Here is a 23025-nt window from a genome sequence, read left to right on the forward strand (position 1 = left end):
GATGACCGACGTCCCGGGTGGCGCCGCGGCGCCGCGCGTCTTCGTCTCCTACACCCACGACGACGAGCAGCATGTCGAGGCCGTGCGCCGATTCAGTGTCTTCCTGGCCGAGACCTGCGGGCTCGACATGCAGATGGATCGCTGGGATCTCGACCGGCGGCGCGACTGGTCGCTCTGGGCCCGCGCCCAGCTGGCCGCGGCCGACTACGTGCTGATCGTCGCCTCGCCGCTGTGCCGCAGGGTCGGCGACGGCCGAGCGGGCAATCTCGACAACCGTGGCATGCAATCCGAGCTGTCGCTCATCCGCGAACTGCTGCACACCGACCGCGAGACATGGACCGCCAAACTGCTCCCCGTCGTCCTGCCCGGACACACTCCCGACGAACTGCCGCTCTTCCTGCAACCGCAGACCGCGGACCACTACATCATCACAGATCTGACGATCGAGGGGGCAGATGACCTGCTCCGTGTGCTGACCGCGCAGCCGTACGACCGCCGCCCGGACGTCGCCGCCCGGCTCGTCCACCTCCCGCAACGGGCAGCCGCGCCCGCCGCTCCCCGCGAGACCATCACGAAAGGTACGGGTATGCGCGACAACGCCGATCCGCGCAGGAACTCGGAGCGGGACAGCCGGTCCGCCCGCCCGGACCCGTGGATCAAACAGGAGCTTCGGACCGGCACGATCACCGCGGGCAAGTCGGTGCGGATCAACAACAGCGCCACGATCGTCAACTATGCCCGCCGCAAGCCCCTGGTCGTGCTCGCAGCGATAGCCGCCCTCGTGGTCGTCGGCTTCCTGCTCGTCCGGGCGGTCGGCGGCGACAGCGACACCGGTGCCGGGACGAGTACCGGACCGGTTCCCGCGAGCAATGTCGCCGGGAACGGGATCCAGCCGTCCGCTGCCGCCCGCTCCGACGCCGTCACCGTCGATCCCGACGCCGTCGTCGGCACCTGGTCACCGACCGACGGCTCGGATCCCAAGACCTTCACCGGCAACGGCAGCCGCTGCGAGGGCTTCTACTACAACGCGGGCAAGCCGCTGGATATCGGCGGGCCCGCCTACTGCGTCCTCTCGAGTAAGCCGGATGCCCAGAATCGGTACAGTCTGATGGTCACCCAGAGCGTCAACCGCGCTGTGTACAGCGTCGCCTTCTCCGACGAGGACACGGCCACGGTATACGACTCCTCCGGCTCCGCCCTCTACAGCATGAGCCGCTTCTGACTCTCCGCCCCGGAGCGGAGGTGTCCCGCGCGGAGGCTAGGATCGGCCTCGATGGAGGGCCGAAGCATGCGAGTGCACCTGGACACCGATATCGGCGAGGGCTTCGGCGTCTGGGGCAACCACGACGAGTCCGCGCTCATGGCGCAGGTCTCGGCGGCCAATATCGCCTGCGGCTTCCACGCGGGCGACCCCGACATCCTGCGCCGCACCACCGCGCTCGCCGCCGAGCTCGGCGTCTCCATCGGCGCGCAGGTCTCCTACCGGGACCTGGCCGGGTTCGGGCGGCGCTTCATCGACGTCGCCCGCCCGACGCTGGTCAACGAGATCGTCTACCAGATCGGCGCGCTCCTGGCCTTCGCCCGGATCGCGGGCACCGAGGTCACCTACGTGAAGGCGCACGGCGCGCTCTACAACGTGGCCGCCGAGCACGTCGAGCAGGCGGCGGCCATCGTGGAGGCGGTGGAGCTGGTCGATCCCGGGCTGGCGCTGCTGTGCCAGTACGACACCGAGGTGTGGAACCGGGCCCGCGAGCGCGGGATCGCCACCATCGCGGAGGTCTTCGTCGACCGCGGCTACACCGCCGAGGGGCGGCTGGTGTCGCGCGGGCACCCGGCGGCGCTGGTCACCGATGTCGAGGAGGCCGCCCGGCGGGCGCTGACCATGGTGACCGAGCGCCGGGTGCGCGCGGTCGACGGCGAGACGGTGGCCATCGCGCCGGATGACGCCACCGCGCTGGCGCTCTGCGTGCACAGCGACACCCCCGGCGCGCTGGAGATGGCGACGGCCACCGGGGCGATGTTGCGCGCGAACGGTTTCGCCCCGGCCCCGATCGGCTGACACCCCCTCCGGCTCCCTACCCGGTGCGGGGATTCCCGGAACACAGGGGTCAGACGCCGCTCGGCACCGGCCCGAGCAGTTCGATGCCGTGCCGCTCGGCCAGCGCGAGCACCTGCTCCATGCTCGGCGGCGCCTTCTCGGCCATCGCCGCGGCGGCGCGGCTGAACCCCTCCATCGCCGCCCCCGGCGTGTGCACGACGAAAGCCACCGCGTCGGAATCGGTCTCGTTCCGAACGGTGTGCGGAGTGCCACCGGCCAGCGGCACCACCGCCCCCGGCCCCGCCCGATGTCGGCGCACCGCGCCGGACTCGCCGACGTAGAAGGTGAACTCCCCCTCCAGCACGTAGTAGACCTCGCTGGGCTCGTGCCGGTGCATGACCGGCGGGCCACCGCCGGGCGGCATCCGGATCTCCACGGCGAAGAGGTGCCCGCGAGTCTGCGCGCAGGTGGCGAGCACGGTGATCCGGTCGGTGCCGAGCTGCCAGCACTCAGCGGTGCCGCGATCGACAGGTAGCATGTCCATACCGACCAATATAGACAGGGAGCCTGCCGATGTCTACCGCCCGGCCCATCACCGCGGGCCGCCCCCGCCCGTCCAACACCGCGGTCCTGCTGCGCGACGCCTTCACCGCGCTCAACGACCTCGCGCTCGCCCGCCTCGCCGCCACCGGACACGGGGGGGTACGGGCGGCGCACAGCGCCGTCTTCCAGCACCTGGACGACACCGGCACCACCGTGAGTGCCCTGGCCGAGCGGGCCGGAATGACCAAGCAGGCCATGGCCGAGCTGGTCACCCACCTCGAGACCAACGGCTACCTCACCAGGGAGCCGGACCCGAACGACCGCCGCGCCAAACTCGTCGTGCCCACCGCCCGCGGCCGCGAAGTCGTGACGATCGCCCAGTCCACGATCCCGGCGCTCGAGCACTCCCTGGCCGAGCTGCTCGGCGCCGAACGGCACGCACAACTCCGGACCGCCCTGCGCGCCATCATCGACAGCGCGGGCCGCGAGCACCCCGCCGCGAATTCGCCGGAGCCGGGGTGATTGAGCCCGGGCAGCCGGGGTATGCCGCGTTCTGGATGGGGCGCGTATGAGGGCGTGCACCAACAGATTCGGAAAGAACGGAGAGTGCCATGCTCGGTCTCGGAATCCTCGGCTGGATCATCATCGGTGGCCTGGCGGGCTGGATCGCCAGCAAGATCATGAAGACCGATGCCCAGCAGGGCATCCTGCTCAACATCGTCGTCGGCGTGATCGGCGGCCTGCTCGGCGGTTTCCTCCTGAAGGTGCTCGGCGTCGACGTCGAGGGCGGGGGGCTGTGGTTCAGCTTCTTCACCTGCCTCGGCGGCGCGGTCATCCTGCTGTTCCTGGTCAACCTGGTCACCGGCCGCCGCAACGCGGTGCGGTAACGCGCGCTCTCCCGAACGGCCCGGAGCCTCGGCTCCGGGCCGTTTCGCGTGGGCGCTTCAGGAACGCTTGCTCAGCTCCACCTTGCCGGGCAGCGTCATCAGCAGATCCTTCTTCAGCTCGATCTTTCGCCGGGGTGCCCGCACCACGCGGCTCCGCGCGGCCAGGTCGTGCACGGCTCGGCGCCGGCCGGGGAGCGCCGCGAGCACCAGGCTGACGAGCGAGACGAAGACCCCGGCCAGGGCGATTCCGTCGAGGAGCGCCGATTCGGGGTAGGAGCCGGACAGCGACATGAAGACGAAGGGGAGGAAGATGATCAGCATGCGGATGGTCGCCGGTCCCGGCGCCAGCTGCGGCCGCGCCCACTCCCCCGCAGGCACGACCCGCAGCCCCAGCAGCCCCTTGCCCAGCGTCTGGCCGTCCCGACGCATCAGCAGGAACACCTCGAGCCCTACGTAGGCGATGAAGTAGCACACCCAGACACCGAAGGTGAGCACGGCATCCTCGGCGGATTCGCCTGCCGCTGCCGCCACCGGAAGGACCACCAGCCCCACCGGTATCGCCACCACGAAGGTGAGGACCAGGCAGAAGGCGAGATCGAGGATCCTGGCGGCGAGGCGCCGGAAGAACGGGGCGGGTTCGTAGGTCATGGAGCCTTCCGGGTCGGTGCTGTTTCGCGGTACCGGAGCGTCGATCTGCGCGGGGCGCGACCACCTCCACCAGCCGCTCGCACAGCGGGCAGCCATGGAGTATGTCAACCGATCAGCGTCGAACGCGCAAATCCAGCGGTTCGCGATGCCCGATACAGTGCAGCTGATGCGCCCCCCAGGGGCGACCGGAGCAGAGGAGCCGAGAATGCGCACGCGACCGGAGGTGCGACCCTGATGCGCGTAGCCATCGCCGACGACGACGTCCTCCTGCGCGAGGGCCTCGCGAGCCTGCTCGGCACAGCGGGTTTCGAGGTCGTCGGCCGGGCGGGCGACGCCGAGCAACTCCTCCGCGTCGTCGCGGCCGAACGCCCCGACCTCGCCCTGGTCGACATCCGCATGCCCCCGACGCACACCGCCGAGGGCCTAGACGCCGCCCTGCGCATCCGCAGGGAGTTCCCCGAGACCGCGATCCTCGTCCTGTCGGCGCACGTCGACGTGGACCAGGCCCTGGAGCTGCTCGACGGCGGCAAGGGCATCGGCTACCTGCTCAAGAGCCGGGTCACCGATGTGAGCGACTTCGTCGAGACCGTGCACCGGATCGCCAACGGCGCGTCGGTGATCGACCCGGCCCTGGTGCGGGAGCTCGTCGCCGCCCGGCGCAGGGACGACCCGCTCGAGGCGCTCAGCGCACGCGAGCGCGAGGTGCTGACGCTGATGGCCGAGGGGCTGTCGAACTCCGGCATCGGCAGGCGGCTGTGGATCAGCGAGGGCACGGTGGAGAAGCACGTGCGCAGCATCCTGACCAAGCTCGACCTCACCGAGACCCCCGATGATCACCGCCGGGTGCGGGCCGTCATCATCTTCCTCGACGCGACCACCTGAACCGGAAGCGTTCAGCCGACGATCCGGCGGATCAGCTCGGTGGAGAACGCGAACTTCGGCACGAACCCCACCGCCGGGCTCGCCTCGATCAGGTCGGCGAACTCGAGCTCGTCGTGGGTGGACATGAGCACGAGCGCGAGCGGGGCGACCGGCTCGGCGTGCAGCGCCTCGACCACGTCGAACCCGCTCTCCGCGCCCAGGTCGATATCGACGAGCGCGAGGTCCGGGCGCGCCGACCGCACCAGCGCCACCGCGTCGCGCAGACTCGACGCCGTGCCGACCACCGCGATCCCGCCGTCCTCCAGCAGGCTGCGTGCCTTGGCGCAAAACGTGGGATTGTCGTCCACTATCAGGCAGCGCGCGGGGTAGGGGTCATTCACACTGTCGAGGGTGGCAGAGAGCGCAGGCCGGGTCATGCCCGCTAGCCGGAATATCGACCGCGGGTCGCCGTGGGAGCGGGCGGCCGCGGTCGTGCTGCGGCCGACGGCGCCGCCGCTGCGCTGGGGCGTGCTGACGGCGGCGGTGCTGATCGCGGTCGAGTTCGGGATCGTGCACCTGCTCAAGCAGGTCTTTCCGGAGAACGCGTTCGGCGCCGTCTTCCTGTTCGGGGTGCTGGTGGTCTCGGCGGGCTGGGATGTCCGCCTGGCGGTCGCGACCTCGGTGGCCAGCGCGGGCGCCTACACCTGGTTCCACGTCGTGGAGAGCAGCGAGGGCAGCACCTTCGTGCCCGCGGTCGTCGTCTTCCTCGTTCTCGCGCTGCTGACCAATTTACTGGTCGGGCAGGCGCGCTCGCGCGCGCTCGACTCCGATCAGCGCAGGCGGCAGCAGGCCGCGCTGCGCCGGGTGGCCACCCTGGTCGCGGCCCGCGCCGACCCGGGCGCGGTCTTCCCCGCGGTCGCCGCCGAGCTCGCCGACGAACTCGGCGTCGAGCACGTCACGCTGCTGCGCTTCCACCCGGACGGCACCGGCGAGGTGCTCGCCGCGCGCGACGACGCCGCGGTCGGCACGGCCGCCGAGGGGTTGACGGTCGGCGAGCGGCTGCCGCTCGGCGGGACCAATGTCTCCACCCTGGTCGCCGAGACCGGCGCGCCCGCGCTCCTCGACTACGCGGGCGCCACCGGCCCCATCGCCGACCGGCTGGGCGCCCGCGGGATCCGGAGCGGCATCGGCGTCCCGATCACCGTCGAGGATCGGCCGTGGGGCTCGATCGTCGTCGGCGCCACCGAGCGCGCCGCGCCGGAGGGGCTCGCGCTGCGCCTCGCCGACTTCGCCGACCTGGTGGCGACGGCCGTCTACAACGCCGAGTCGAGGGCCGCGCTGACCCGCTCGCGCGCCCGCGTCATCGCCGCCGCCGACCAGGCCAGACGCACCATCGAGCGCGATCTGCACGACGGCGCGCAGCAGCGCATCGTGGTGCTCGGGCTGGATCTGCGCGCGGCGCAGGCCACGATCCCCGACGACCGGCCCGCGCTGCGGGACCGGCTCGACGCCCTGGTGGAGGCGGTGACCCAGCTGCACACCGACCTGCAGGAGCTCTCCCGCGGCATCCACCCCGCGATCCTGTCCCGCGGCGGGCTCGGGCCCGCGTTGAAGACCCTCGCCCGGCGCTCCCGGGTGCCGGTGTCGCTGCGGGTGGAGGTGCCCGGCCGGCTGCCGGAGCCGGTCGAGGTGACCGCCTACTACGTCGTCGCCGAGGCGCTGACCAACACCACCAAGTACGCGCGGGCGTCGGAGGTGCTGATCTCCGCCTACCTCGACGGCGACGACCTGCTGCTCTCGGTGGCCGACGACGGCATCGGCGACGCCCGCGCCGAGCGGGGTTCGGGCCTGGTCGGCCTGCGCGACCGGGTCGAGGCCGTGGAGGGCGAGCTCACCCTGGCGAGCCCGGCGGGTGGGGGCACCACGATCCGGGCCCGGATTCCCCTCACGACACGCACCGGCTGACCCGGATCGCGCCGCTCCCGGCGGGGGCAATACCGGCTAGCCGGAATCTTCGGACACCTGCCAGCACCCGGCCGGAATGGGCGGCAGCAGCGACGACAACGAAGGCCGCACGGACGAGTCTCGAACAGGACAGAGACCCCGCTCAGGAGGACACCATGCCGTACATCACCACCGCCGATGGCACCGAGATCTACTACACCGAGCAGGGCACCGGACAGCCCGTCCTGCTCAGCCACGGCTGGCCGCTCTCCTCCGACGCCTGGCAGCTCGAGCTCAAGCTGCTCGCCGACGCCGGCTACCGGGCCATCGCGCACGACCGCCGCGGCCACGGCCGCTCCAGCAAGACCGGCACCGGCAACGACATGGACACCTACGCCGCCGACCTCGCCGCCCTGGTCGAAGCGCTCGACCTGCGCGACCTGGTGCTGATCGGGCACTCGACCGGCGGTGGCGAGGTCGTGCGGTACGCCGCTCAGCACGGCAACGGCCGGGTCGCGAAGCTCATCACCGCGGGCGCGGTTCCCCCGCTCATGGTGCAGACCCCGGAGAACCCGGAGGGCACCCCGATCGAGGTCTTCGACGGCATCCGCGCGGGCGTGCTGAACGACCGTTCGCAGTTCTACCGGGACCTGGCCGAGTCCTTCTACGGCGCCAACCGCGCGGGCGCGCAGGTCTCGCAGGGCGCGAAGGACGACTTCTGGCGCCAGGGCATGCTGGTCAACCTCTCCGCCGCCTACGACTGCGTCAAGGCGTTCTCCGAGACCGACCAGACCGCCGACCTGCAGGCCATCGACGTGCCGACGCTGATCGCACACGGCGGCGACGACCAGATCGTGCCGATCGCCGCCGCCGCGGAGAAGTCGGTGAAGCTGGTCCGCAACGCCACGCTGAAGGTCTACCCGGGCGCGCCGCACGGCATCTACGGCGAGTACCAGAAGGCGCTCGACGCCGACATCCTCGCCTTCATCGCCGAGTGACGAGGCGCTCCCGGCATCACTCCCTGCGGTGACAGCTGCCCCCGGCGACTTCGCCGGGGGTCGCCGTCGGTTCCCCCTGCTGTTCCAGCCACTTCAGGATCGCGCGATTCGCCTCCTCCGGCTTCTCCTGCGGGATCCAGTGCCCGCAATCCAGCTCGACCACCTCCACATCCGGCACGAACTCCGTCAGGTTCGCGCCGCGCGGAACCACGTCCCGGTCGGCGTAGATCATGAGGGCCGGCTGCCGGACGATCGGGTCGACGTCGGCGAGCAGGTGCCAGTTGCGGTCGGCGTTCCGGTACCAGTTCACGCCGCCGGTGAAGCCGGACGATTCGAAGGCGGCGATGAAGACGGCGAGTTCGTCGTCGCTCATGAGGGGCTCGCCGATGGGGTTCTCCGCCTTCGCGAGATCGAGCGGCGCCATTCCCGGCTGCGGCCCGGGAGGCTGGTTCTTGCGGAACATGTTGCGGAGGAAGCGGGCGGTGTTCGCGTCGAATACGGCGTCGGCCACGCCCGGGTGCCGGTTGAAGTGGACGTAGTAGAAGTCGCTGCCGAGTATGTCCGCGATGTACTCGACCCAGGGCTTCTCCCCGCGCTCGGGGTAGGGCACGCTCAGCGCGATCACCTTGCGCACCCGCTCCGGATGCAGCAGGGCCAGCCCCCATACGACGGTCGCACCCCAGTCCTGACCGGCGAAGACGGCGTTCTCGTACCCGTAGTGATCGAGAAGACCGACGAGATCGCCCGACAGGTGTTCGATGTCGTACGCCGTCACCTCGGCCGGCCGTGACGAATTGCCGTACCCCCGCTGGTTCGGGACGATGACGTGATAGCCCGCTTCGGCGAGAGCCGATATCTGATGCCGCCAGGCGAAGGCGTGCTCCGGCCAGCCGTGACACAGCACGATGGGATTCCCGGCATTCTCCCGCCCCGCCTCGAACACTTCGAGCTGAATGCCGTTGACCGGAACCAGCGTGGGCTCGGGAAATTCGACCATGTCGTACTCCTTCTCTCGGATGCGGCCGCCACCGTAGAACGCATTCCGGACACGTCCGGTCCTGAATACGCGGCACAGTGAGCGAATGCCGACAGATCCCACCGGCCGGGCGCTACACCTGCTCTCGCTCCTGCAGACCCACCGGTTCCGGCGCGCCGCCGAACTCGCCGAACGCCTCGAGATCACCGAGCGAACGGTGCGCCGCGACATCGACCGGCTGCGCGGCCTCGGCTATCCGGTCGACGCCACGACGGGTAGATACGGCGGTTACCGCTTGGCGGCCGGAACCCACATGCCACCCCTGATCCTCGATGACGACGAGGCGGTCACGGTGGCGATCGGGCTGCGCTACGCGGCGGAGGCCGATATCGACGGGATCGAGGAGACGTCGCTGCGCGCCCTGATGAAAATCGAGCAGCTCCTGCCGCATCGGCTCCGACGCCGGGTATCCGCACTGCAGTCGAGCGTCTCCTCGCTGCGGCGGATCACCGACGAGGACCTCGTCGACCCCGGAACGCTCGGAGTACTCGCCGCGGCGTGCCGGGATCGCGAGGAGCTGCGTTTCGGCTACCGACGCCGCGACGGCGATAACAGCCCGCGGCTCGTCCAACCGCACCAGCTCGTCACCGCCGGACGCCGCTGGTACCTCGTGGCCTTGGACCGTGACCGCGACGACTGGCGCACCTTCCGGCTCGACCGGATCGGCGAGCCACGCCCGGTGGGCTCCCGTTTCACCCCGCGCCCGATCCCGGGTGGCGACGCGGTGAGCTTCCTCGCCGGCTCACTCGTCGCGCTACACGGCGAACCACCTCCGGTCTAGAGTCCCGCCTCGGGGAGGGTTCGCGAAGTCGTCCGGATCGTGGTGCCGGCCACCGCGTGCACCACCGCCCTCCTGCTGGCGCCGGCATCGCCGCTGGTGTTCGGGGTGCTGTCGGGTGATCCGGCGGTGGGCGCGGCGGCGCGCTCGGTGGTGTGGGCGCTGCCGGTGCTCGCGCCGATCATGGCGGTGAGCATGATCTACGCCGCGCAGCTGCGGGCCGCGGGCGACACCCGCGGCGTCCTGTACGCCTCGCTGTTCTCGGTCGTGGTGGTGGCGCTGCCCGCGGTGTGGGCGCTGAGCGCGGTGGCGGGACTGGCCGGGGTGTACGCGGGGATCGTCGCGGGGTGGATCGCGCGCACCGGCGCCACCGCGATGCGATGACGCGGGGTGTCAGGACGAGCCCACCACCCCCAACCGCTCGGCGAGCCAGGGCAGCACGCGCTCCAGCACCCCCGACCACACCGTCCAATCGTGCCCGCCAGGCACCTCCAGGAACCGGAGCTGCACGCCGTCGGCACGCAGCGCCGCGCTGATCTTCTTCGCCTCCGGCACGGTGTCGTCGTCGGCGGTGCCGACGGAGACCACCCCGGCGGTGTCCGGGTAGCTCCTGGCACGCAGCAGCGCGAGCGGGTCGGCGCGGGCGAAGGCGGCGGTGTCGCCGTCGAACCCCTCGCTCAGGGTGCGCTCGGGATCACCGAGGCTGGGCTGGGACTCCGCGGACATGCCGACGAAGGTCGGGTACACCTCGGGCCGGGCCAACGCCAGCTGGATCGCGCAGGTCCCGCCGTAGGAGGAGCCGGCGATCGCCCAGCCGCGGGCATCCTCGGCAACGGTGAGGTGGGTGTGGATCCAGGCGGGGACGTCGACCGAGAGGTAGGTGGCGGCGCGGGCGCGGCGGGTGTCGGCGCAGAGCGGGTTCTTCCAGGTCCCGCCGGTGCCGTCGGCGACGACGACAACGGGGGCGAGGCCGCGGTGCCGGGCGGCGAAGCCGTCCATGGTGGCGACGAGGTTGCCCGAGGTGAGCCAGTCGTCCGGGGAGCCGGGCTGGCCGGAGAGCAGCACCAGGACCGGCAGCCGCGGGCGCGGCACCGCGAAGTAGGCGGGCGGCAGGTAGATCTCGGCGGGCCTGGCCTGGAAGCCGGATTCGGTGCCTGGCATGCGGGTGCGGGTGATCCGCCCGGTGACGGGGAGCCCGGGCGGCGGCTGCCAGGTCTGTTCGAGCGGGCCGGGATCGAGCTGCGCGGCCGGCGCGGGGCGCACGTCGCGGAAGGCGATCTCGTTCGGTGCGTGCGGCTCGAACACCGAGCCCAGCGTCGGGTAGGCGGCGAAATCGGCGTTGATCTGGTTCGCGCAGGCGGCGATCACCAGCAGCGCGACCAGGGCGCCGAGAGCGCGCCGCCCGGTCACGGCGAGCAGCGCGGCGAGTACCGCGACCCCGGTCGAGCAGTAGGTGCGCGGCTCGAGCCGGTCCGGGAACAGCAGCCACACGTCGGTGGCCAGCCAGGCCGCGGTCGCGGTGACCGCGGCGGCCGCGACCAGGCAGGTGGTGATCGGCCGCGGCCTGGTGTGCACCAGCAGCCAGACGAGCCCGGTGAGTGCCGACACCGGCAGCAGTGTCGGCACCACACCGTCGAGCAGGGCGATGTCGGGCATCGCCGGGTCAGCGGGGGCGGGGGCGGCTCGTCACCAGCCGAACACTACCGTCAGCTCAGCGCCGGATATCCGTCGTAGCGGGCGGTGAGTGCCTCGAGGTGGTGCCCGGACGGGTCGTCGAAGTAGACGCCGCGCCCGCCGTGGTTGGTGTTGATCTCCCCCGGTCTGCTCATCCGCGGATCGGCCCAGTAGGTGACGCCGCGCTCGTGCAGCTGGGCCATGACGCGGTCGAAGGTCGCGTCGTTCACGTGGAAGGCGTAGTGCTGGCCGGGGAAGTCGAAGGGCGGCTCGGCGAAGTCGAAGACCCGGCCGTCGGTCAGCCTGACCTCGACGAAGAACCCGGACTCCCGCGGCGCGGGCAGCCCGAAGACCTCGGTGAAGAACCGCGCCGACTCGTGCTTGTCCTTCGCGGCGACGATGGTGTGGTCGAAGCGCACCTCGACCCGGGGTTGTGACATGAAAGCTCCTTGCTCCGTCGATGGTTCGATACGCACATCGATGGAGAAGGTGGGCCGCGGGCCCGCCCCGGGGTCAGGGGGCGGCCGGGAACCCGTCTCGCTCACGGCACGAAGCCGACCCGGCAGTCACGGGGTCGACCCTAACAGAGCGTCAGGGGAGCCGGAAGCCCGCGGGCCAGCTGTACTCGAACTCGGGGAGGTCGAAGCCCTGCTCGAAATGGGCTGTGCGCGTGTCGGTCCGGGTACCGCCGTGGCGTTCGTAGAAGGCGATGGCCGGGGTGTTGGCCTGGAGCACCTCGAGGTAGACGCCGCGGTCGGGGTGGGCGGCCGCCGCCCAATCGAAGACGGTGCCGAGCAGCCGCGTCCCGATGCCACCCCGGACGCGGCCGGGCGCGGCGTGCAGGTTGTCGAGCAGTACACGGCCGTCGGGGGCCGGGGTGGCGTAGCCGAAGCCGAGCAGCTCGCCGCCGTCCTCGGCCACGAACAGGCCGGGCGGGACGGCCGCGCCGCAGCGCTCGCTCCAGACCGCGAGCCGGTCCGCGAGCAGGTCGCCGTCGAGGAACTCGCCCGGCATCATCCCGGCGTACGCCGTGCGCCAGCTCGCGGCGTGCAGCCCGGCGATCGATACCACGTCGCCGGAGCGGGCTCCCCTGATCAACACCCGGCAAGTATGCCGTCCCCCGGTGCGGACACACTGGGGGCATGGACCCGCGAATCCCGAGCAAGTGGGAAGAGATCACCGCCGCCGACCCGACCCACTCCCCGCGCTACATCGAACGCTTCCGCAACCTCGCGGCGGCGGGCACGGACATCGTCGGCGAGGCGCGGCTGGTGGACGCCATGCTGCCGCGCGGGTCGCGGGTGCTCGACGCGGGCTGCGGGCCGGGGCGGGTCGGCGGGTATCTGCACAAGGCCGGGCACACGGTGGTCGGGGTGGATGTGGATCCGATGCTGATCGCGGCCGCGCAGTCCGACCATCCCGGCCCGACCTGGCTGGTCGGCGATCTCGCCGAGCTCGACCTGCCCGGCGAGTTCGACATCGTCGTGTGCGCGGGCAACGTGCTCACCTTCGTGGCGCCGCGGACCAGGACCGCGGTCCTCACTCGCTTCGCCGGGCACCTGGCCCCCGGCGGGCGCGCGGTGATCGGGTTCGGCGCGGGCCGCGACTACGCGTTCGACGACTTCCTCGCCGACGCCGCCGCGAGCGGCCTCTCCCCCGAGCTCCTGCTCTCGACCTGGGATCTGCGCCCCTTCGGCCCGGACTCCGACTTCCTGGTCGCCGTGCTGTCCCGCGCGACCCCCTGACCCCTTCCGTGGCGCCCGGCGGCCCTTGCCACCGATTTTACCGATAGGTATACAGTATGTAGTACTGGCACATCGGCGGCCCACCTGCGGAAGGACGCGACATGACGAAGCTGGACTACCTGGCCATCGACGTGGACAACCACTACTACGAACCGCTGGACGCCTTCACCCGGCACCTGCCGAAGGAGTTCAAGACCCGCGGCGTGCAGATGGTGACCAGCGGCAGGCGCACGCTGGCGGTGATGGGCGAGAAGGTCAACCACTTCGTCCCCAACCCGACCTTCGACCCGATCGTCGAGCCCGGCTGCCTCGACCTGCTGTTCCGCGGCGAGATCCCGGCGGGGGTGGACCCGGGTTCGCTGATGAAGCTGGACCGGCTGCCCGACCACCCCGAGTACCAGAACCGCGAGGCCAGGGTCGCCACGCTGGACCGGCAGAAGCTGGAGACGGTCTTCATGCTGCCGACCTTCGCCTGCGGGGTCGAGGAGGCGCTCAAGCACGACATCCCGGCCACCATGGCCTCGCTGCACGCCTTCAACCTGTGGCTGGACGAGGACTGGGGCTTCGACCGCCCCGACCACCGGATCGTCTCCGCGCCGATCATCTCGCTCGCCGACCCCGATGCCGCGGTCGCCGAGGTCGAGTTCGTGCTGGCGCGCGGGGCGAAGATGGTGCTGGTCCGCCCGGCTCCGGTGCCCGGCGTTGTGCGTCCCCGCTCGCTCGGCGATCCGCTGCACGATCCGGTCTGGGCCCGCCTGGCCGAGGCGGGCGTGCCGGTCGGATTCCACCTCTCCGACAGCGGCTACCTCGCGATCAACGCGCTGTGGGGCGGCAACGGGACGTTCCAGGGCTTCGGCAAGCGCGACCCGCTGGAGAATCTGCTGCTCGACGACCGCGCCATCCACGACACCATGGCCTCGATGATCGTGCACCAGGTCTTCACCCGGCACCCGAACCTCAAGGTCGTCAGCATCGAGAACGGCTCGTACTTCGTGTACCGGCTGATCAAGCGGTTGAAGAAGGCCGCGAACACCGCGCCCCACCACTTCACCGAGGACCCGGTGGAGCAGCTGCGCAACAACGTCTGGATCGCGCCCTACTACGAGGACGACGTCAAGCTGCTCGCCGCGACCATCGGCGTGGACAAGGTGCTGTTCGGCTCGGACTGGCCGCACGGCGAGGGGCTCGCCGACCCCACCACCTTCACCGCCGACATCCCGCAGTTCCCGGAGTTCTCCTACGAGGACACCCGGCGGGTCATGCGCGAGAACGCGCTCGAGCTGCTCGGGTCGCGGGTGCCGACGGGTTCGCCGAGCTGATCGACGATCGCGATCGAATCCGATCGCGTTCGGCCCCGGTCGCGGACCGGGGCCGAACGTCATTGCCGGTGCGCGCACACCGGACGTGGGTGTGCGGATCGCCGTCACGCGTCGCGGGCCCTGCGCGCGGTGAGGAAGTCGTCGACGATGCGGGCGCACTGCTCGGGCCCCGCACCGCCGAAGCCGACCAGCTTGGCGAAGACGATGGGCCCGAAGAGCTGGGCAAGGGCGACGTCGGGATCGCACCCCGCCAGGGCACGCCGCCCTTCGGCGCTGCCGAGCAGCTCGTCGAAGGGGCGGCGGTACTGCTCGATGATCCGGTTGCGCAGCGACCCGGCCTCCGCCGAGCCGTCGCCGGAGATGGCGACCCAGGTCAGCGCCGCGAGATGCAGCGGCACGGTCTCGATCACCTCGGCCTGGCGCTGGACCAGGTCGAGCAGCCGGTCGCGCAGGGTGCCGGTGCTCGGCGCGGGGGCGATCACCGGCGCGAGCAGCTGGCCGAGCGCGGCCGCCTGCAGCTCCTTGATGCTGTGGAAGTGCCGGTAGACGGTGGTGCGGGCGACCCGCGAGGAGCGGGTCACGGCCTCCACCGTGACCGCGTGGACCCCACCGGATTCCACCAGCGCGGTGGCGGCGGCCAGCAGCCGCGCCCGGGACCGGGAGCGGCGCGGATCGTCTCCCCCATCGGGTGCCATCGCCACCTCCGCGCCGCTCGAGCCCGCTACTTCGGCTGGAATCGCTGCCCGCCGTCGATCCGGATCACTTCCCCGTTGATGTACGGATTCTCCAGCAGGTGCTGGGCCAGGAAAGCGTACTCGTCCGGTTTGCCGAGCCGCTTCGGGAAGGGAACGGTGGCGGCGAACTTGGCCAGCCCCTCCTCGCCGATGAGCTCCATGATCGGGGTGTGCATGGTGCCGGGGGCGATGCTGTTGAGCCGGACCTTGGCCGCGCTCAGGTCCCTGGCCCCGGTCAGCGTCAGCCCGATCACCGCGCCCTTGGCCGCGGAGTAGGCGGCCTGCCCGATCTGGCCCTCGTACCCGGCGATGGAGCTGGTCATGACGATGGCTCCGCGCTCGCCGCGCTCGTCGGGCTCCTGGGTCGCGATTTTCGCCGCGACCAGCCGGAGCACGTTGAAGGTGCCGGTCAGGTACAGCGAGATGGTGTCGGTGAACCCCTTCAGCGTGTGCGGGGAGCCGTCGCGGTTGACGACCTTCTCCAGCACGCCGAAGCCGCCGTGCGCGATCACCGAGTAGCGCAGCGTGCCCAGCGCACCGGCCGCGGCGATGGCCGCCTGGACGGACTCCTCGTCCAGGACGTCCGTGCGCACGTAGACGGCGCGTTCACCGAGTTCGTCGGCCAGCGGCTTGGCCTTGTCGTCGGCGAGATCGGCGATCACGACCGCGGCACCCGCGCCGTGCAGGCGCCGCACGGTGGCCGCGCCGAGACCCCCGGCGCCGCCGGTGACCAGGGCAACCGTTCCTTCGAAAGACACTGTGTTCCCTCTCGTTCGATCAGACTTCGATGAGGACGGCGCCACCCTGGCCGCCGCCCGCGCACATGGCCGCGACCCCGATGCCGCCGCCGCGGCGGCGCAGTTCGTGGATCAGCGTGGTGATCATCCGGGCGCCGGAGGCGGCGATCGGGTGGCCGAGGCTGCACCCGCTGCCGGAGAAGTTGACCAGCTCCTCGTCCAGCCCGTGCTCGCGGACCGCGGCGATCGGGACCGAGGCGAAGGCCTCGTTGATCTCCCACAGCGCGACGTCCGCGGGCTTCAATCCGGCCCGGTCGAGCAGCTTGCCGATGACCCGCACGGCCCCGAAGCCGGTCTCGGCGGGGGTCACCGCGGCGTTGGCCCAGGCCCGCACCGTGGCCAGCACCGCGAGGTTCTCCGCCTCGGCGTAGTCGCGGGCGGTGAGCGCCACCGCCGCGGCGGCGTCGTTGATGCCGCTGCTGTTGCCCGCGGTGATGGAGAAGCCCTCGATCTCCGGGTGCAGCACCTTCAGCTGGGCGAGCCGCTCCACGGTGGTGTCGCGGCGCGGGTGCTCGTCGACGGTGAAGTCAAGGACACTGCCGTCGGGCTGCTCGACCTTCAACGGCACGATCTCGTCGGTGAACCTGCCCGCGTCGATCGCGGCGATGGCGCGCTGGTGCGAGCGGGCCGCCCAGGCATCCTGCTCTTCGCGGGAGATCCCGGCCAGCCGCGCGGTATTCCAGCCGACGGTGATCGCCATGTCCAGGGTCGGGGCGTCCGGGGTGGCGGGGTGCGAGGGCGGCATCCAGCCGTCCTGGAAATCGGCGGTGCCCGGGATCCGCCACCGGGAGATCGGGTTGGTGGAGAGCGACTGCACGCCGCCCGCGACGATCACCCGCTCCATGCCGACGCCGATGTGCGCGGCGCCGTTGGCGATCGCGGTCAGGCTGCCCGCGCAGTGCCGGTTCACCGCCTGCCCCGGCACCGAGGTCAGCCCGGTCGCCACCGCGGCGTAGCGGGCCAGATCGCCGCCGCCGTAGTGCGATTCGGCGAAGATCACATCGTCGACGGCCTCCGGGTCGAGCCCGGCGCGGCGGATCACCTCGGGCAGGATGGTCGTCGCCAGCGTTTCGCTCGGCACGTTCACCAGCGCCCCCTTGAACGACCGTCCGATGGCGGTCCGCGCCGCTCCGACGATGACGGGCTGATTCATGGTCATCCTTTCGCCTTCCTGTTCATCGCGGCCGGGGGCTGCGGGTGCCGATCGTCTTGGTCTCCAGGTACTGCTGGAAGCCCTCCGGCCCGCACTGCCTGCCGAGCCCGCTCTGCTTGACCCCGCCGAAGGGGGCGTCGGCGCCGTAGAACATGCCGCCGTTGACGCCGATAGCACCGGTGCGCACCCGCCTGGCCACCGCCATCCCGCGCTCGGGTGAGCTCGACAGCACCGCCCCGGCGAGGCCGTAATCGCTGTCGTTGGCCAGCCGGACCGCGTCGTCGTCGCCGTCGTGCGGGATCACCACCAGCACCGGGCCGAAGATCTCGTCCCTGGCGATCGGCAGCGAGTTGTCGGCGCAGGCGAAGACCGCGGGGCGCACGAAGAAGCCGCCGCGCAGGTGCGGCGCGATGGCTTCGGGGATGCCGCCGCCGGTGACCAGCCGGGCGCCGTCGCGGACCCCGCGCTCGCAGGCGTCGAGCACGCGGCGCTGCTGCGCGGCGCTGATCAGCGGCCCGACCAGGGTGTCCGGCAGGGCGGGGTCGGCGGGCTGAACGGCGTCGAAGGCGGCGGCGACCTGGGCGGTGATCTCGTCGACGAGGTGCCGCGGCACCAGCATCCGGCTGGTGGCGGCGCACGCCTGGCCCGCGTGCACGCAGACCCCCACCGCGCTGCGCAGCGCCGCCAGCGGATCGGCGTCGTCCAGCACGATCAGCGCGGACTTGCCGCCGAGCTCGAGGAAGGTGCGCTTCATGGTGTCGGCGGCGGTGCGCACGAGGTGCTTGCCCACCGCCGTCGAGCCGGTGAACGAGATCATGTCCACCCGCGGGTCGGTGGCCAGCAGCCCGGCCACCGCGTTGTCCGCGGTGGTGACCACGTTGAGCACGCCGGGCGGGAAGTCGGTGCGTTCGGCGACCAGCCTGCCGAGCCTGGTCGCGTTCCACGGGGTGTTCGGGTCGGGCTTGAGCACGACGGTGTTGCCCGCCGCGAGCGCGGGGCCGATCTTGTTCAGGACGACCTCGACCGGGAAGTTCGACGGGCAGATCGCGGCGACCACGCCGACCGGCTCCTGCACGACGGTGCGCACATTGCGCTCGCCGAAGAGCCCGCCGCCGGGAAGCACCCGCTCCCAGCCGAATTCGTCGATGAGCCGCAGCGGGTAGCGCAGCGCCTCGGCCAGCGGCCAGTCCACCTGCGCGTTGGTCAGCGTCATGGCCGGGCAGCCCGCCTCGGCGATCAGCTCCTCGCCGAGTTCGGCCCGCTCGCTCTCCAGCGCCGCCTGTAGCTGCTCGAGGCAGCGCTTGCGCAGCGCGCGGTTCACCGGCCAGTCCGTCTCGTCGAACGCGCGGCGCGCGGCGCCGATGGCCCGCTCCATATCCGCGGCGCACGCGGCGGCGGTGCCGCCGAGCACCTGCCCGGTCGCGGGGGCGATGTTGTCGAACTCGGCGCCGTCCGCGGCCGCCCGCAATTCGCCGTCGATGAGCATCCTGCGCTCGGCCCGCGCCGCGGCGCGCGCCGCGACCTCGAGGACCGGGGCGGTCCGTGCTCCGAGAACGTCGCTCACAAACCCTCCAGTTCGGTCCCGAAATCAGTATCGGGTGAGTAACTGTAACTCTTACCGTATAGTACTTCAAGACGGATGCCACGACGTGGGAAGGAGCGGCGATGTCAGGTCTGCTCGATGGAGTGCGGGTGGTGGAGCTGGCCTCGTGGACGTATGTCCCGAGCGCCGGAGCGGCGCTGGCCGACTGGGGTGCGCAGGTGATCAAGATCGAGGACACCAGGGGCGGTGATCCCTGCCGCAACCTCACCATCGGCGGCCTCGACCCAGCCACTGCCCGGGTGCGCGCGAGCGTGATGATGGAGATCGGCAACCACGGCAAGCGCAGCATCGGCGTCGACATCAAGTCGGCCGAGGGCAGGCGGATCTTCGGCGAGCTCGTCGCCCGCGCCGACGTCTTCCTCACCAACTGGCTGCCCGCGCCGCTCGAGCGCGCCGGGCTGACCGTCGAGCAGATTCGCGAGTTCAACCCGCGGGTGATCATCGCGCGGGGCAGCGGGCAGGGCAGCCGCGGGCCGGAGAAGGACCGGGGCGGCTTCGACGCGGCCAGCTACCTGGCGCGGGCCGGGGTGGCGCACGCGCTCACCGTGGCCGATCAGGAGTTCCCGGTGACCCAGACCCCGGCCTTCGGTGACCTGCAGGGCGGCATCACGCTGGCGGGCGGCATCACCGCCGCGCTCTTCCACCGGGAGCGCACCGGCCACGCCCCGATCGTCGACAGTTCGCTGCTGGCCCAGGGCATGTGGGCGGTCGCCCCCGATATCGCGGCCGCCGACTACTTCGGCATCGACCGCATCCCGGTCGGCAATGCGGGCACCGCCCCCAACCCCGCGGTGAACCGCTACCGCACCCGCGACGGCCGCTGGGTCCAGCTGGTGCTGCTGCAGGCGGACCGCTTCTGGCCCGGCTTCTGCGCCCGCATCGGCCGTCCCGAGCTCGGCACCGACGAACGCTTCGTCCCGCTGGCGAAGCTGGTGGCCAACCAGGACGCCGCCACCGCCGAGCTGCGCCGCACCTTCGCCGAGCGCGACCTCGCGGACTGGCGGAAGGCGCTCGCCGACGAGCCCGGTGTGTGGGCAACCATCGCCACCCCCCGCGAGGTCCTCGACGACCCGCAGGCGCAGGCGAACGGCTACTTCCTGAACCTCACCGACGACGCGGGCGAGCAGTTCCGCACGGTGGCCGCGCCGGTGCAGTTCGACGAGACCCCGGCCGCCCCCACCCGCGCCCCCGAGTACGGCCAGCACACCGAGGAGATCCTGCTCGAGCTGGGCATGGACTGGGACCGGATCATCGCCGCCAAGGAATCCGGCGCCGTTCTCTAGGAGGCGTTTCCGTGGCATTCCGCCACCCGTGCTGGTAGCGACCGGACGCGCCGGCTCGCTCGGCTCCGAGCGGGCCGCTCAGCTGCCCTCCAGCGACTGAGCGACCGCCGACCGCGGGAGCCGGGGCTACCCCGACCACACCTCGATCAGCTCGGCGGTGGTGGTGACCGTGCTGAGCAGGGCCAGGGAGTTGGCGAGCACGGCCACGCCGTACTCGGCGGGCACCCCGGCCACCGCGTCGCGGGGCAGCACGACGTCGTAGGCGAGGTTCACCGCGTCCATGACGAGATTCGGGATCGCGACATTGAGCGAGACCCCGGTGACGACGAGGGTGCGCACGCCGAGGTTGCGCAGGGTGGCGTCCAGGTCGGTGCCGCCCATGGGGCCGAGCCCGTGGCGCCGGGTCGACACGAGATCCGATGGCTCCGGCCCGAACTCGGGCAGCAGCGCGGCGCCGGGGCTGCCCGGGGTCACGGCGACACCGCGCCGCCCGAGCGCGAAGAGGGCGGCGTTGTGGTTGGAGCCGCGGCCGTCGGCGCGGCGCTCGACCAGGCAGTGCACCACCGTGACACCGGCGGCCCGGGCGACCGGCAGCAGCGCGGCGATGTTCGGCAGCGCTTCGGCGCGGGCGGCCTCGGCGAGCGCGGGCAGCCCGGCGTCCGGGCCGACGACCGCGCCCTGCAACTCCTGGGTGATCAGGGCGGTGTGCCCCGGGGCGACGAGCGCGGCGGGCAGCGGCCGGCTCATACCGGAACGTCGTAGAACTGCGTCGCCCACTTGCGCAGTGACATATAGGGTTTCGCGTCGGCCGGGGACAGGGCCGGGTGCTCGACGTACTTCTGGTAGCGCCAGATGCTCAGGTCGTCCCACACCGTGATCAGGAACTGCCGCTCCACCTTGGCCTGCACCTCCGGCGGCGGCACGTCGCCCTCGTCGCCGGGCAGTTTGGGCCACCAGATGGAGTAGAAGAGATCGGAGCTCTCGTCGTCGACGGGGGTGGAGGCGAAGATGAGCCGGTGGTTCGCCGACCCCTCGAAGGCGCTGATCGAGCCGCCGAGCCCGAACATCTGCGCGTGGATGCGCATGGCCATGGCGTCCGGGTCGGCGCTGCGGACGTCGGGCCAGCCGGTGCGGAAGTTCCAGGTGTGGCCCTCCGCCGACCAGTCCAGCATCCGCGGCGTCACCGTGGCCCGGTGCACGTAGCGGAAGTGCGCGCTGTCGGGGCCGTTCTCCAGGACGACCTGCGGGTGCACCGGCTCGCGCTCGGCCTTGCGGGAGAACTCCGGGTAGGGCCGGTAGAAGTTGTCCGGGTCGGTGGCGAGGTCGGGGAAGAGCCCGAGGATGTCGGGCATCTCCCAGCCGGGCCGCGCCCCCTCGGGGTGGTGCCACATGAAGACGCAGCCGTTCTGCTCGTTCACCGGGTAGACCCGCAGCCTGAGCCCGCGGTTGACCCGGCTCTCCCCCGGAATGTGCTTGTTGCGCCCGTCCGGGCCCCAGCGCCAGCCGTGGAACGGGCACTCGACGCAGTCGCCGACGACCTTGCCGCCGTGCCCGAGGTGCGCGCCCAGATGCTTGCAGTGCCCGGTGAGCACGTGCAGCTCCCCCGACTCGTCGCGGTAGGCGACCAGCTCCTCGCCGAAGTAGTGCAGCGGGCGGGTCTCGCCGAGCGGGAACTCGGCCGACCAGCCGATCATGAACCACCCGGTGACCTTCCAGGTGAACGGAACCTTCACGATGTTCTCCAGTCGTCGGTCGGCCCGCAGCGGCTGCGGGCGGCGGGCCGCGTCGTTCTCCGGCATCAGCCCGCGGCCACGGGCTTCTTCGGCGGCGCGTAGGCGGGCCTGCCCAGGCCGAGCACGTGCTGGGCGATCATGTTGCGGAACACCTCGAGCGTGCCGCCGTAGATGCCGCAGAGCGGCGCCCACCGGTAGAGGTAGCCGGCCCGGCCCTCGTCGGCGGCGCCGTCGGTGTCGGCGGGCAGCGCGGCCGCCGGGCCGAGCACGTCCATCAGGTCGGGCGAGATGTCGCGCATGGTCTGGGCCAGGGCCACCCGGCCGAACATGTGCGGCGCGCTCAGCGCGGCCTCCAGCTTCGCGATGCCGCGGCCCAGCCGGACCGCCGCAGACGCATCCTCGGCCACCCGGTCCGCGGCGAGCCCGGCGACCCGGTCGACGGTGGTCGCCATGGTCGAGCCCTGGTGGGTCATGATCGAGACGTCCTGCAGGCCGTCGTTGGCGGCGTCGACGACGCCGTGCTCCTCGTTGAGCGGGCCGAGCAGCACCGCCCAGCCGCCGTTCACCTCGCCGAGGCGGTAGCGGTCGGGCACCCGAACGTCGCTGTAGTAGACGATGTTGGTGCGGTCGCCGTCGACGGTGCGCAGCCCCTGGATCTCGATGCCGGGGGTGTCGAGCGGAACCAGGAACATGGTGAGGCTCTTGTGTTTCCGCGCCGCCGGGTCGGTGTTGGTGATCAGGAAGACGTAGCGCGAGTTGTGCGCGCCGGTGGTGAACATCTTGGAGCCGTTGATGATCCAGTGGTCACCGTCGCGCACCGCGCGGGTCTTGCAGGTGGCGACGTCGGAGCCGCCGTCGGGCTCGGTGTAGCCGAGGCAGAGCCGGACGGTGCCGTCGAGCACGCCGGGCAGCACCTCGTCGCGCAGCTCCCGCGAGCCGTGGCGCAGCACCGACGGCACCACGATCTTGGTCGTCCCCCAGGTCACCCACGGCACCTCGGCGCGGCGCTTCTCCAGGTCCCAGAGCCGCTCGCGCAGCCGGTTCAGCTCCGGCCCGCCCGCCAGGTGCAGCTCGGCGGCGAGCCAGCCCGCGGCGGCCATGGCCAGGTGCACGCCCTCGTCGAAGTTGTCGCCGGTCTCCCGGTCGCGGTGGCGCACCTCGTCGGTGACGTGCTCGGCCAGGAAGGCGCGGACCTCGGCCTGGAAGCGGGTGTCCGCCTCGGACAGCTCCACCGGTGAGAAATCCATCTCT

The 23025-nt window shown here is 71.6% G+C and carries 26 protein-coding genes; 12 read left to right on the top strand and 14 right to left on the bottom strand.

All coding sequences use genetic code 11. The features are described from left to right. Position 1: 1 nt before the first annotated feature. Together LTT61_RS03860 and LTT61_RS03865 are read left to right on the top strand one after the other, a co-directional pair. Complete coding sequence (locus tag LTT61_RS03860) at positions 2-1222, top strand: SEFIR domain-containing protein (protein WP_233018544.1); 1221 nt, start codon at positions 2-4, stop codon at positions 1220-1222. A gap of 66 nt (positions 1223-1288) precedes the next feature. Further along, complete coding sequence (locus tag LTT61_RS03865) at positions 1289-2059, top strand: LamB/YcsF family protein (protein ID WP_233018545.1); 771 nt, start codon at positions 1289-1291, stop codon at positions 2057-2059. 49 nt (positions 2060-2108) lie between these two features. Here the strand turns inward: LTT61_RS03865 and LTT61_RS03870 are convergent, their stop codons facing one another. Then, complete coding sequence (locus LTT61_RS03870) at positions 2109-2582, bottom strand: cupin domain-containing protein (protein ID WP_233018546.1); 474 nt, start codon at positions 2580-2582, stop codon at positions 2109-2111. Between the two features lie 29 nt (positions 2583-2611). Between LTT61_RS03870 and LTT61_RS03875 the strand changes: the two genes are divergently transcribed. Further along, positions 2612-3103, top strand: a complete 492-nt coding sequence (locus LTT61_RS03875; RefSeq protein ID WP_233018547.1) for a MarR family winged helix-turn-helix transcriptional regulator — start codon at positions 2612-2614, stop codon at positions 3101-3103. An 89-nt stretch (positions 3104-3192) separates the two neighbouring features. Further along, positions 3193-3468: a GlsB/YeaQ/YmgE family stress response membrane protein gene (locus LTT61_RS03880; RefSeq protein ID WP_233018548.1), complete on the top strand. Its 276-nt coding sequence runs from the start codon at positions 3193-3195 to the stop codon at positions 3466-3468. A gap of 57 nt (positions 3469-3525) precedes the next feature. Here LTT61_RS03880 and LTT61_RS03885 read toward each other — a convergent pair whose 3' ends face one another. After that, entirely contained in the window at positions 3526-4116 is a 591-nt protein-coding gene (locus LTT61_RS03885) for an RDD family protein (protein WP_233018549.1), read from the bottom strand. Between the two features lie 234 nt (positions 4117-4350). Between LTT61_RS03885 and LTT61_RS03890 the strand changes: the two genes are divergently transcribed. Next, positions 4351-4998 carry a response regulator gene (locus LTT61_RS03890; RefSeq protein WP_233018550.1) on the top strand — a complete coding sequence of 216 codons (648 nt, stop codon included), beginning with the start codon at positions 4351-4353 and terminating at the stop codon, positions 4996-4998. Positions 4999-5009: 11 nt separating this feature from the next. On the opposite strand, the gene LTT61_RS03895 is transcribed toward LTT61_RS03890, so the two are convergent. Beyond that, positions 5010-5378, bottom strand: coding sequence for a response regulator (locus LTT61_RS03895; protein ID WP_233018551.1), 369 nt, complete (start codon positions 5376-5378; stop codon positions 5010-5012). A 34-nt stretch (positions 5379-5412) separates the two neighbouring features. Between LTT61_RS03895 and LTT61_RS03900 the strand changes: the two genes are divergently transcribed. Both LTT61_RS03900 and LTT61_RS03905 read left to right on the top strand, forming a co-directional pair. Continuing rightward, positions 5413-6942: a histidine kinase gene (locus tag LTT61_RS03900; RefSeq protein ID WP_233021318.1), complete on the top strand. Its 1530-nt coding sequence runs from the start codon at positions 5413-5415 to the stop codon at positions 6940-6942. Between the two features lie 155 nt (positions 6943-7097). Next, the gene (locus LTT61_RS03905; protein ID WP_233018552.1) at positions 7098-7919 is read left to right on the top strand and encodes an alpha/beta fold hydrolase; all 822 of its coding nucleotides are present in this window, start codon (positions 7098-7100) and stop codon (positions 7917-7919) included. A 16-nt stretch (positions 7920-7935) separates the two neighbouring features. Here LTT61_RS03905 and LTT61_RS03910 read toward each other — a convergent pair whose 3' ends face one another. Then, the gene (locus LTT61_RS03910) at positions 7936-8916 is read right to left on the bottom strand and encodes an alpha/beta fold hydrolase (RefSeq protein WP_233018553.1); all 981 of its coding nucleotides are present in this window, start codon (positions 8914-8916) and stop codon (positions 7936-7938) included. An 85-nt stretch (positions 8917-9001) separates the two neighbouring features. Between LTT61_RS03910 and LTT61_RS03915 the strand changes: the two genes are divergently transcribed. Both LTT61_RS03915 and LTT61_RS03920 read left to right on the top strand, forming a co-directional pair. Beyond that, positions 9002-9736 carry a helix-turn-helix transcriptional regulator gene (locus LTT61_RS03915; protein WP_233018554.1) on the top strand — a complete coding sequence of 245 codons (735 nt, stop codon included), beginning with the start codon at positions 9002-9004 and terminating at the stop codon, positions 9734-9736. 42 nt (positions 9737-9778) lie between these two features. Beyond that, positions 9779-10117, top strand: coding sequence for an MATE family efflux transporter (locus tag LTT61_RS03920; RefSeq protein WP_233018555.1), 339 nt, complete (start codon positions 9779-9781; stop codon positions 10115-10117). A gap of 9 nt (positions 10118-10126) precedes the next feature. Here LTT61_RS03920 and LTT61_RS03925 read toward each other — a convergent pair whose 3' ends face one another. The 3 genes from LTT61_RS03925 to LTT61_RS03935 form a co-directional block, all read right to left on the bottom strand. Further along, positions 10127-11389 (bottom strand): alpha/beta hydrolase, encoded by a 1263-nt coding sequence (locus tag LTT61_RS03925; RefSeq protein WP_233018556.1) that lies wholly within the window; start codon positions 11387-11389, stop codon positions 10127-10129. Between the two features lie 50 nt (positions 11390-11439). Then, complete coding sequence (locus LTT61_RS03930; RefSeq protein ID WP_233018557.1) at positions 11440-11847, bottom strand: VOC family protein; 408 nt, start codon at positions 11845-11847, stop codon at positions 11440-11442. 151 nt (positions 11848-11998) lie between these two features. Beyond that, positions 11999-12508, bottom strand: coding sequence for a GNAT family N-acetyltransferase (locus tag LTT61_RS03935; protein WP_233018558.1), 510 nt, complete (start codon positions 12506-12508; stop codon positions 11999-12001). Between the two features lie 41 nt (positions 12509-12549). Here LTT61_RS03935 and LTT61_RS03940 point away from each other — a divergent pair, with 41 nt between their 5' ends. Together LTT61_RS03940 and LTT61_RS03945 are read left to right on the top strand one after the other, a co-directional pair. After that, positions 12550-13152: a class I SAM-dependent methyltransferase gene (locus LTT61_RS03940; protein ID WP_233018559.1), complete on the top strand. Its 603-nt coding sequence runs from the start codon at positions 12550-12552 to the stop codon at positions 13150-13152. A 101-nt stretch (positions 13153-13253) separates the two neighbouring features. Further along, positions 13254-14471, top strand: a complete 1218-nt coding sequence (locus LTT61_RS03945) for an amidohydrolase family protein (protein WP_233018560.1) — start codon at positions 13254-13256, stop codon at positions 14469-14471. 104 nt (positions 14472-14575) lie between these two features. On the opposite strand, the gene LTT61_RS03950 is transcribed toward LTT61_RS03945, so the two are convergent. From LTT61_RS03950 to LTT61_RS03965, 4 genes are read right to left on the bottom strand one after another with little or no spacing between them, the layout of a single operon-like run. After that, positions 14576-15166 carry a TetR/AcrR family transcriptional regulator gene (locus tag LTT61_RS03950; RefSeq protein WP_233018561.1) on the bottom strand — a complete coding sequence of 197 codons (591 nt, stop codon included), beginning with the start codon at positions 15164-15166 and terminating at the stop codon, positions 14576-14578. A 26-nt stretch (positions 15167-15192) separates the two neighbouring features. Continuing rightward, positions 15193-15963: an SDR family NAD(P)-dependent oxidoreductase gene (locus LTT61_RS03955; RefSeq protein WP_233018562.1), complete on the bottom strand. Its 771-nt coding sequence runs from the start codon at positions 15961-15963 to the stop codon at positions 15193-15195. Between the two features lie 19 nt (positions 15964-15982). Then, positions 15983-17155: a thiolase family protein gene (locus LTT61_RS03960; RefSeq protein WP_233018563.1), complete on the bottom strand. Its 1173-nt coding sequence runs from the start codon at positions 17153-17155 to the stop codon at positions 15983-15985. Between the two features lie 22 nt (positions 17156-17177). Then, on the bottom strand, positions 17178-18719 hold the full coding sequence (locus LTT61_RS03965) for an aldehyde dehydrogenase family protein (RefSeq protein WP_233018564.1): 1542 nt from the start codon (positions 18717-18719) through the stop codon (positions 17178-17180). A gap of 101 nt (positions 18720-18820) precedes the next feature. Here LTT61_RS03965 and LTT61_RS03970 point away from each other — a divergent pair, with 101 nt between their 5' ends. After that, entirely contained in the window at positions 18821-20041 is a 1221-nt protein-coding gene (locus LTT61_RS03970; protein ID WP_233018565.1) for a CaiB/BaiF CoA transferase family protein, read from the top strand. Between the two features lie 126 nt (positions 20042-20167). Here the strand turns inward: LTT61_RS03970 and LTT61_RS03975 are convergent, their stop codons facing one another. The 3 genes from LTT61_RS03975 to LTT61_RS03985 form a co-directional block, all read right to left on the bottom strand. Then, a complete protein-coding gene (locus LTT61_RS03975; protein ID WP_233018566.1) occupies positions 20168-20788 on the bottom strand; it encodes a cysteine hydrolase in 621 nt (206 codons plus the stop codon). Next, positions 20785-21774 carry an aromatic ring-hydroxylating dioxygenase subunit alpha gene (locus LTT61_RS03980; RefSeq protein WP_233021319.1) on the bottom strand — a complete coding sequence of 330 codons (990 nt, stop codon included), beginning with the start codon at positions 21772-21774 and terminating at the stop codon, positions 20785-20787. Before LTT61_RS03980 ends, LTT61_RS03975 begins: the two co-directional genes overlap by 4 nt. 65 nt (positions 21775-21839) lie before the next feature. Beyond that, complete coding sequence (locus tag LTT61_RS03985) at positions 21840-23021, bottom strand: acyl-CoA dehydrogenase family protein (protein ID WP_233018567.1); 1182 nt, start codon at positions 23019-23021, stop codon at positions 21840-21842. Positions 23022-23025 lie beyond the last annotated feature (4 nt).

Origin of the sequence: Nocardia asteroides (genome assembly GCF_021183625.1) — a bacterium.
Taxonomy (GTDB): Bacteria; Actinomycetota; Actinomycetes; order Mycobacteriales; family Mycobacteriaceae; genus Nocardia; species Nocardia asteroides_A.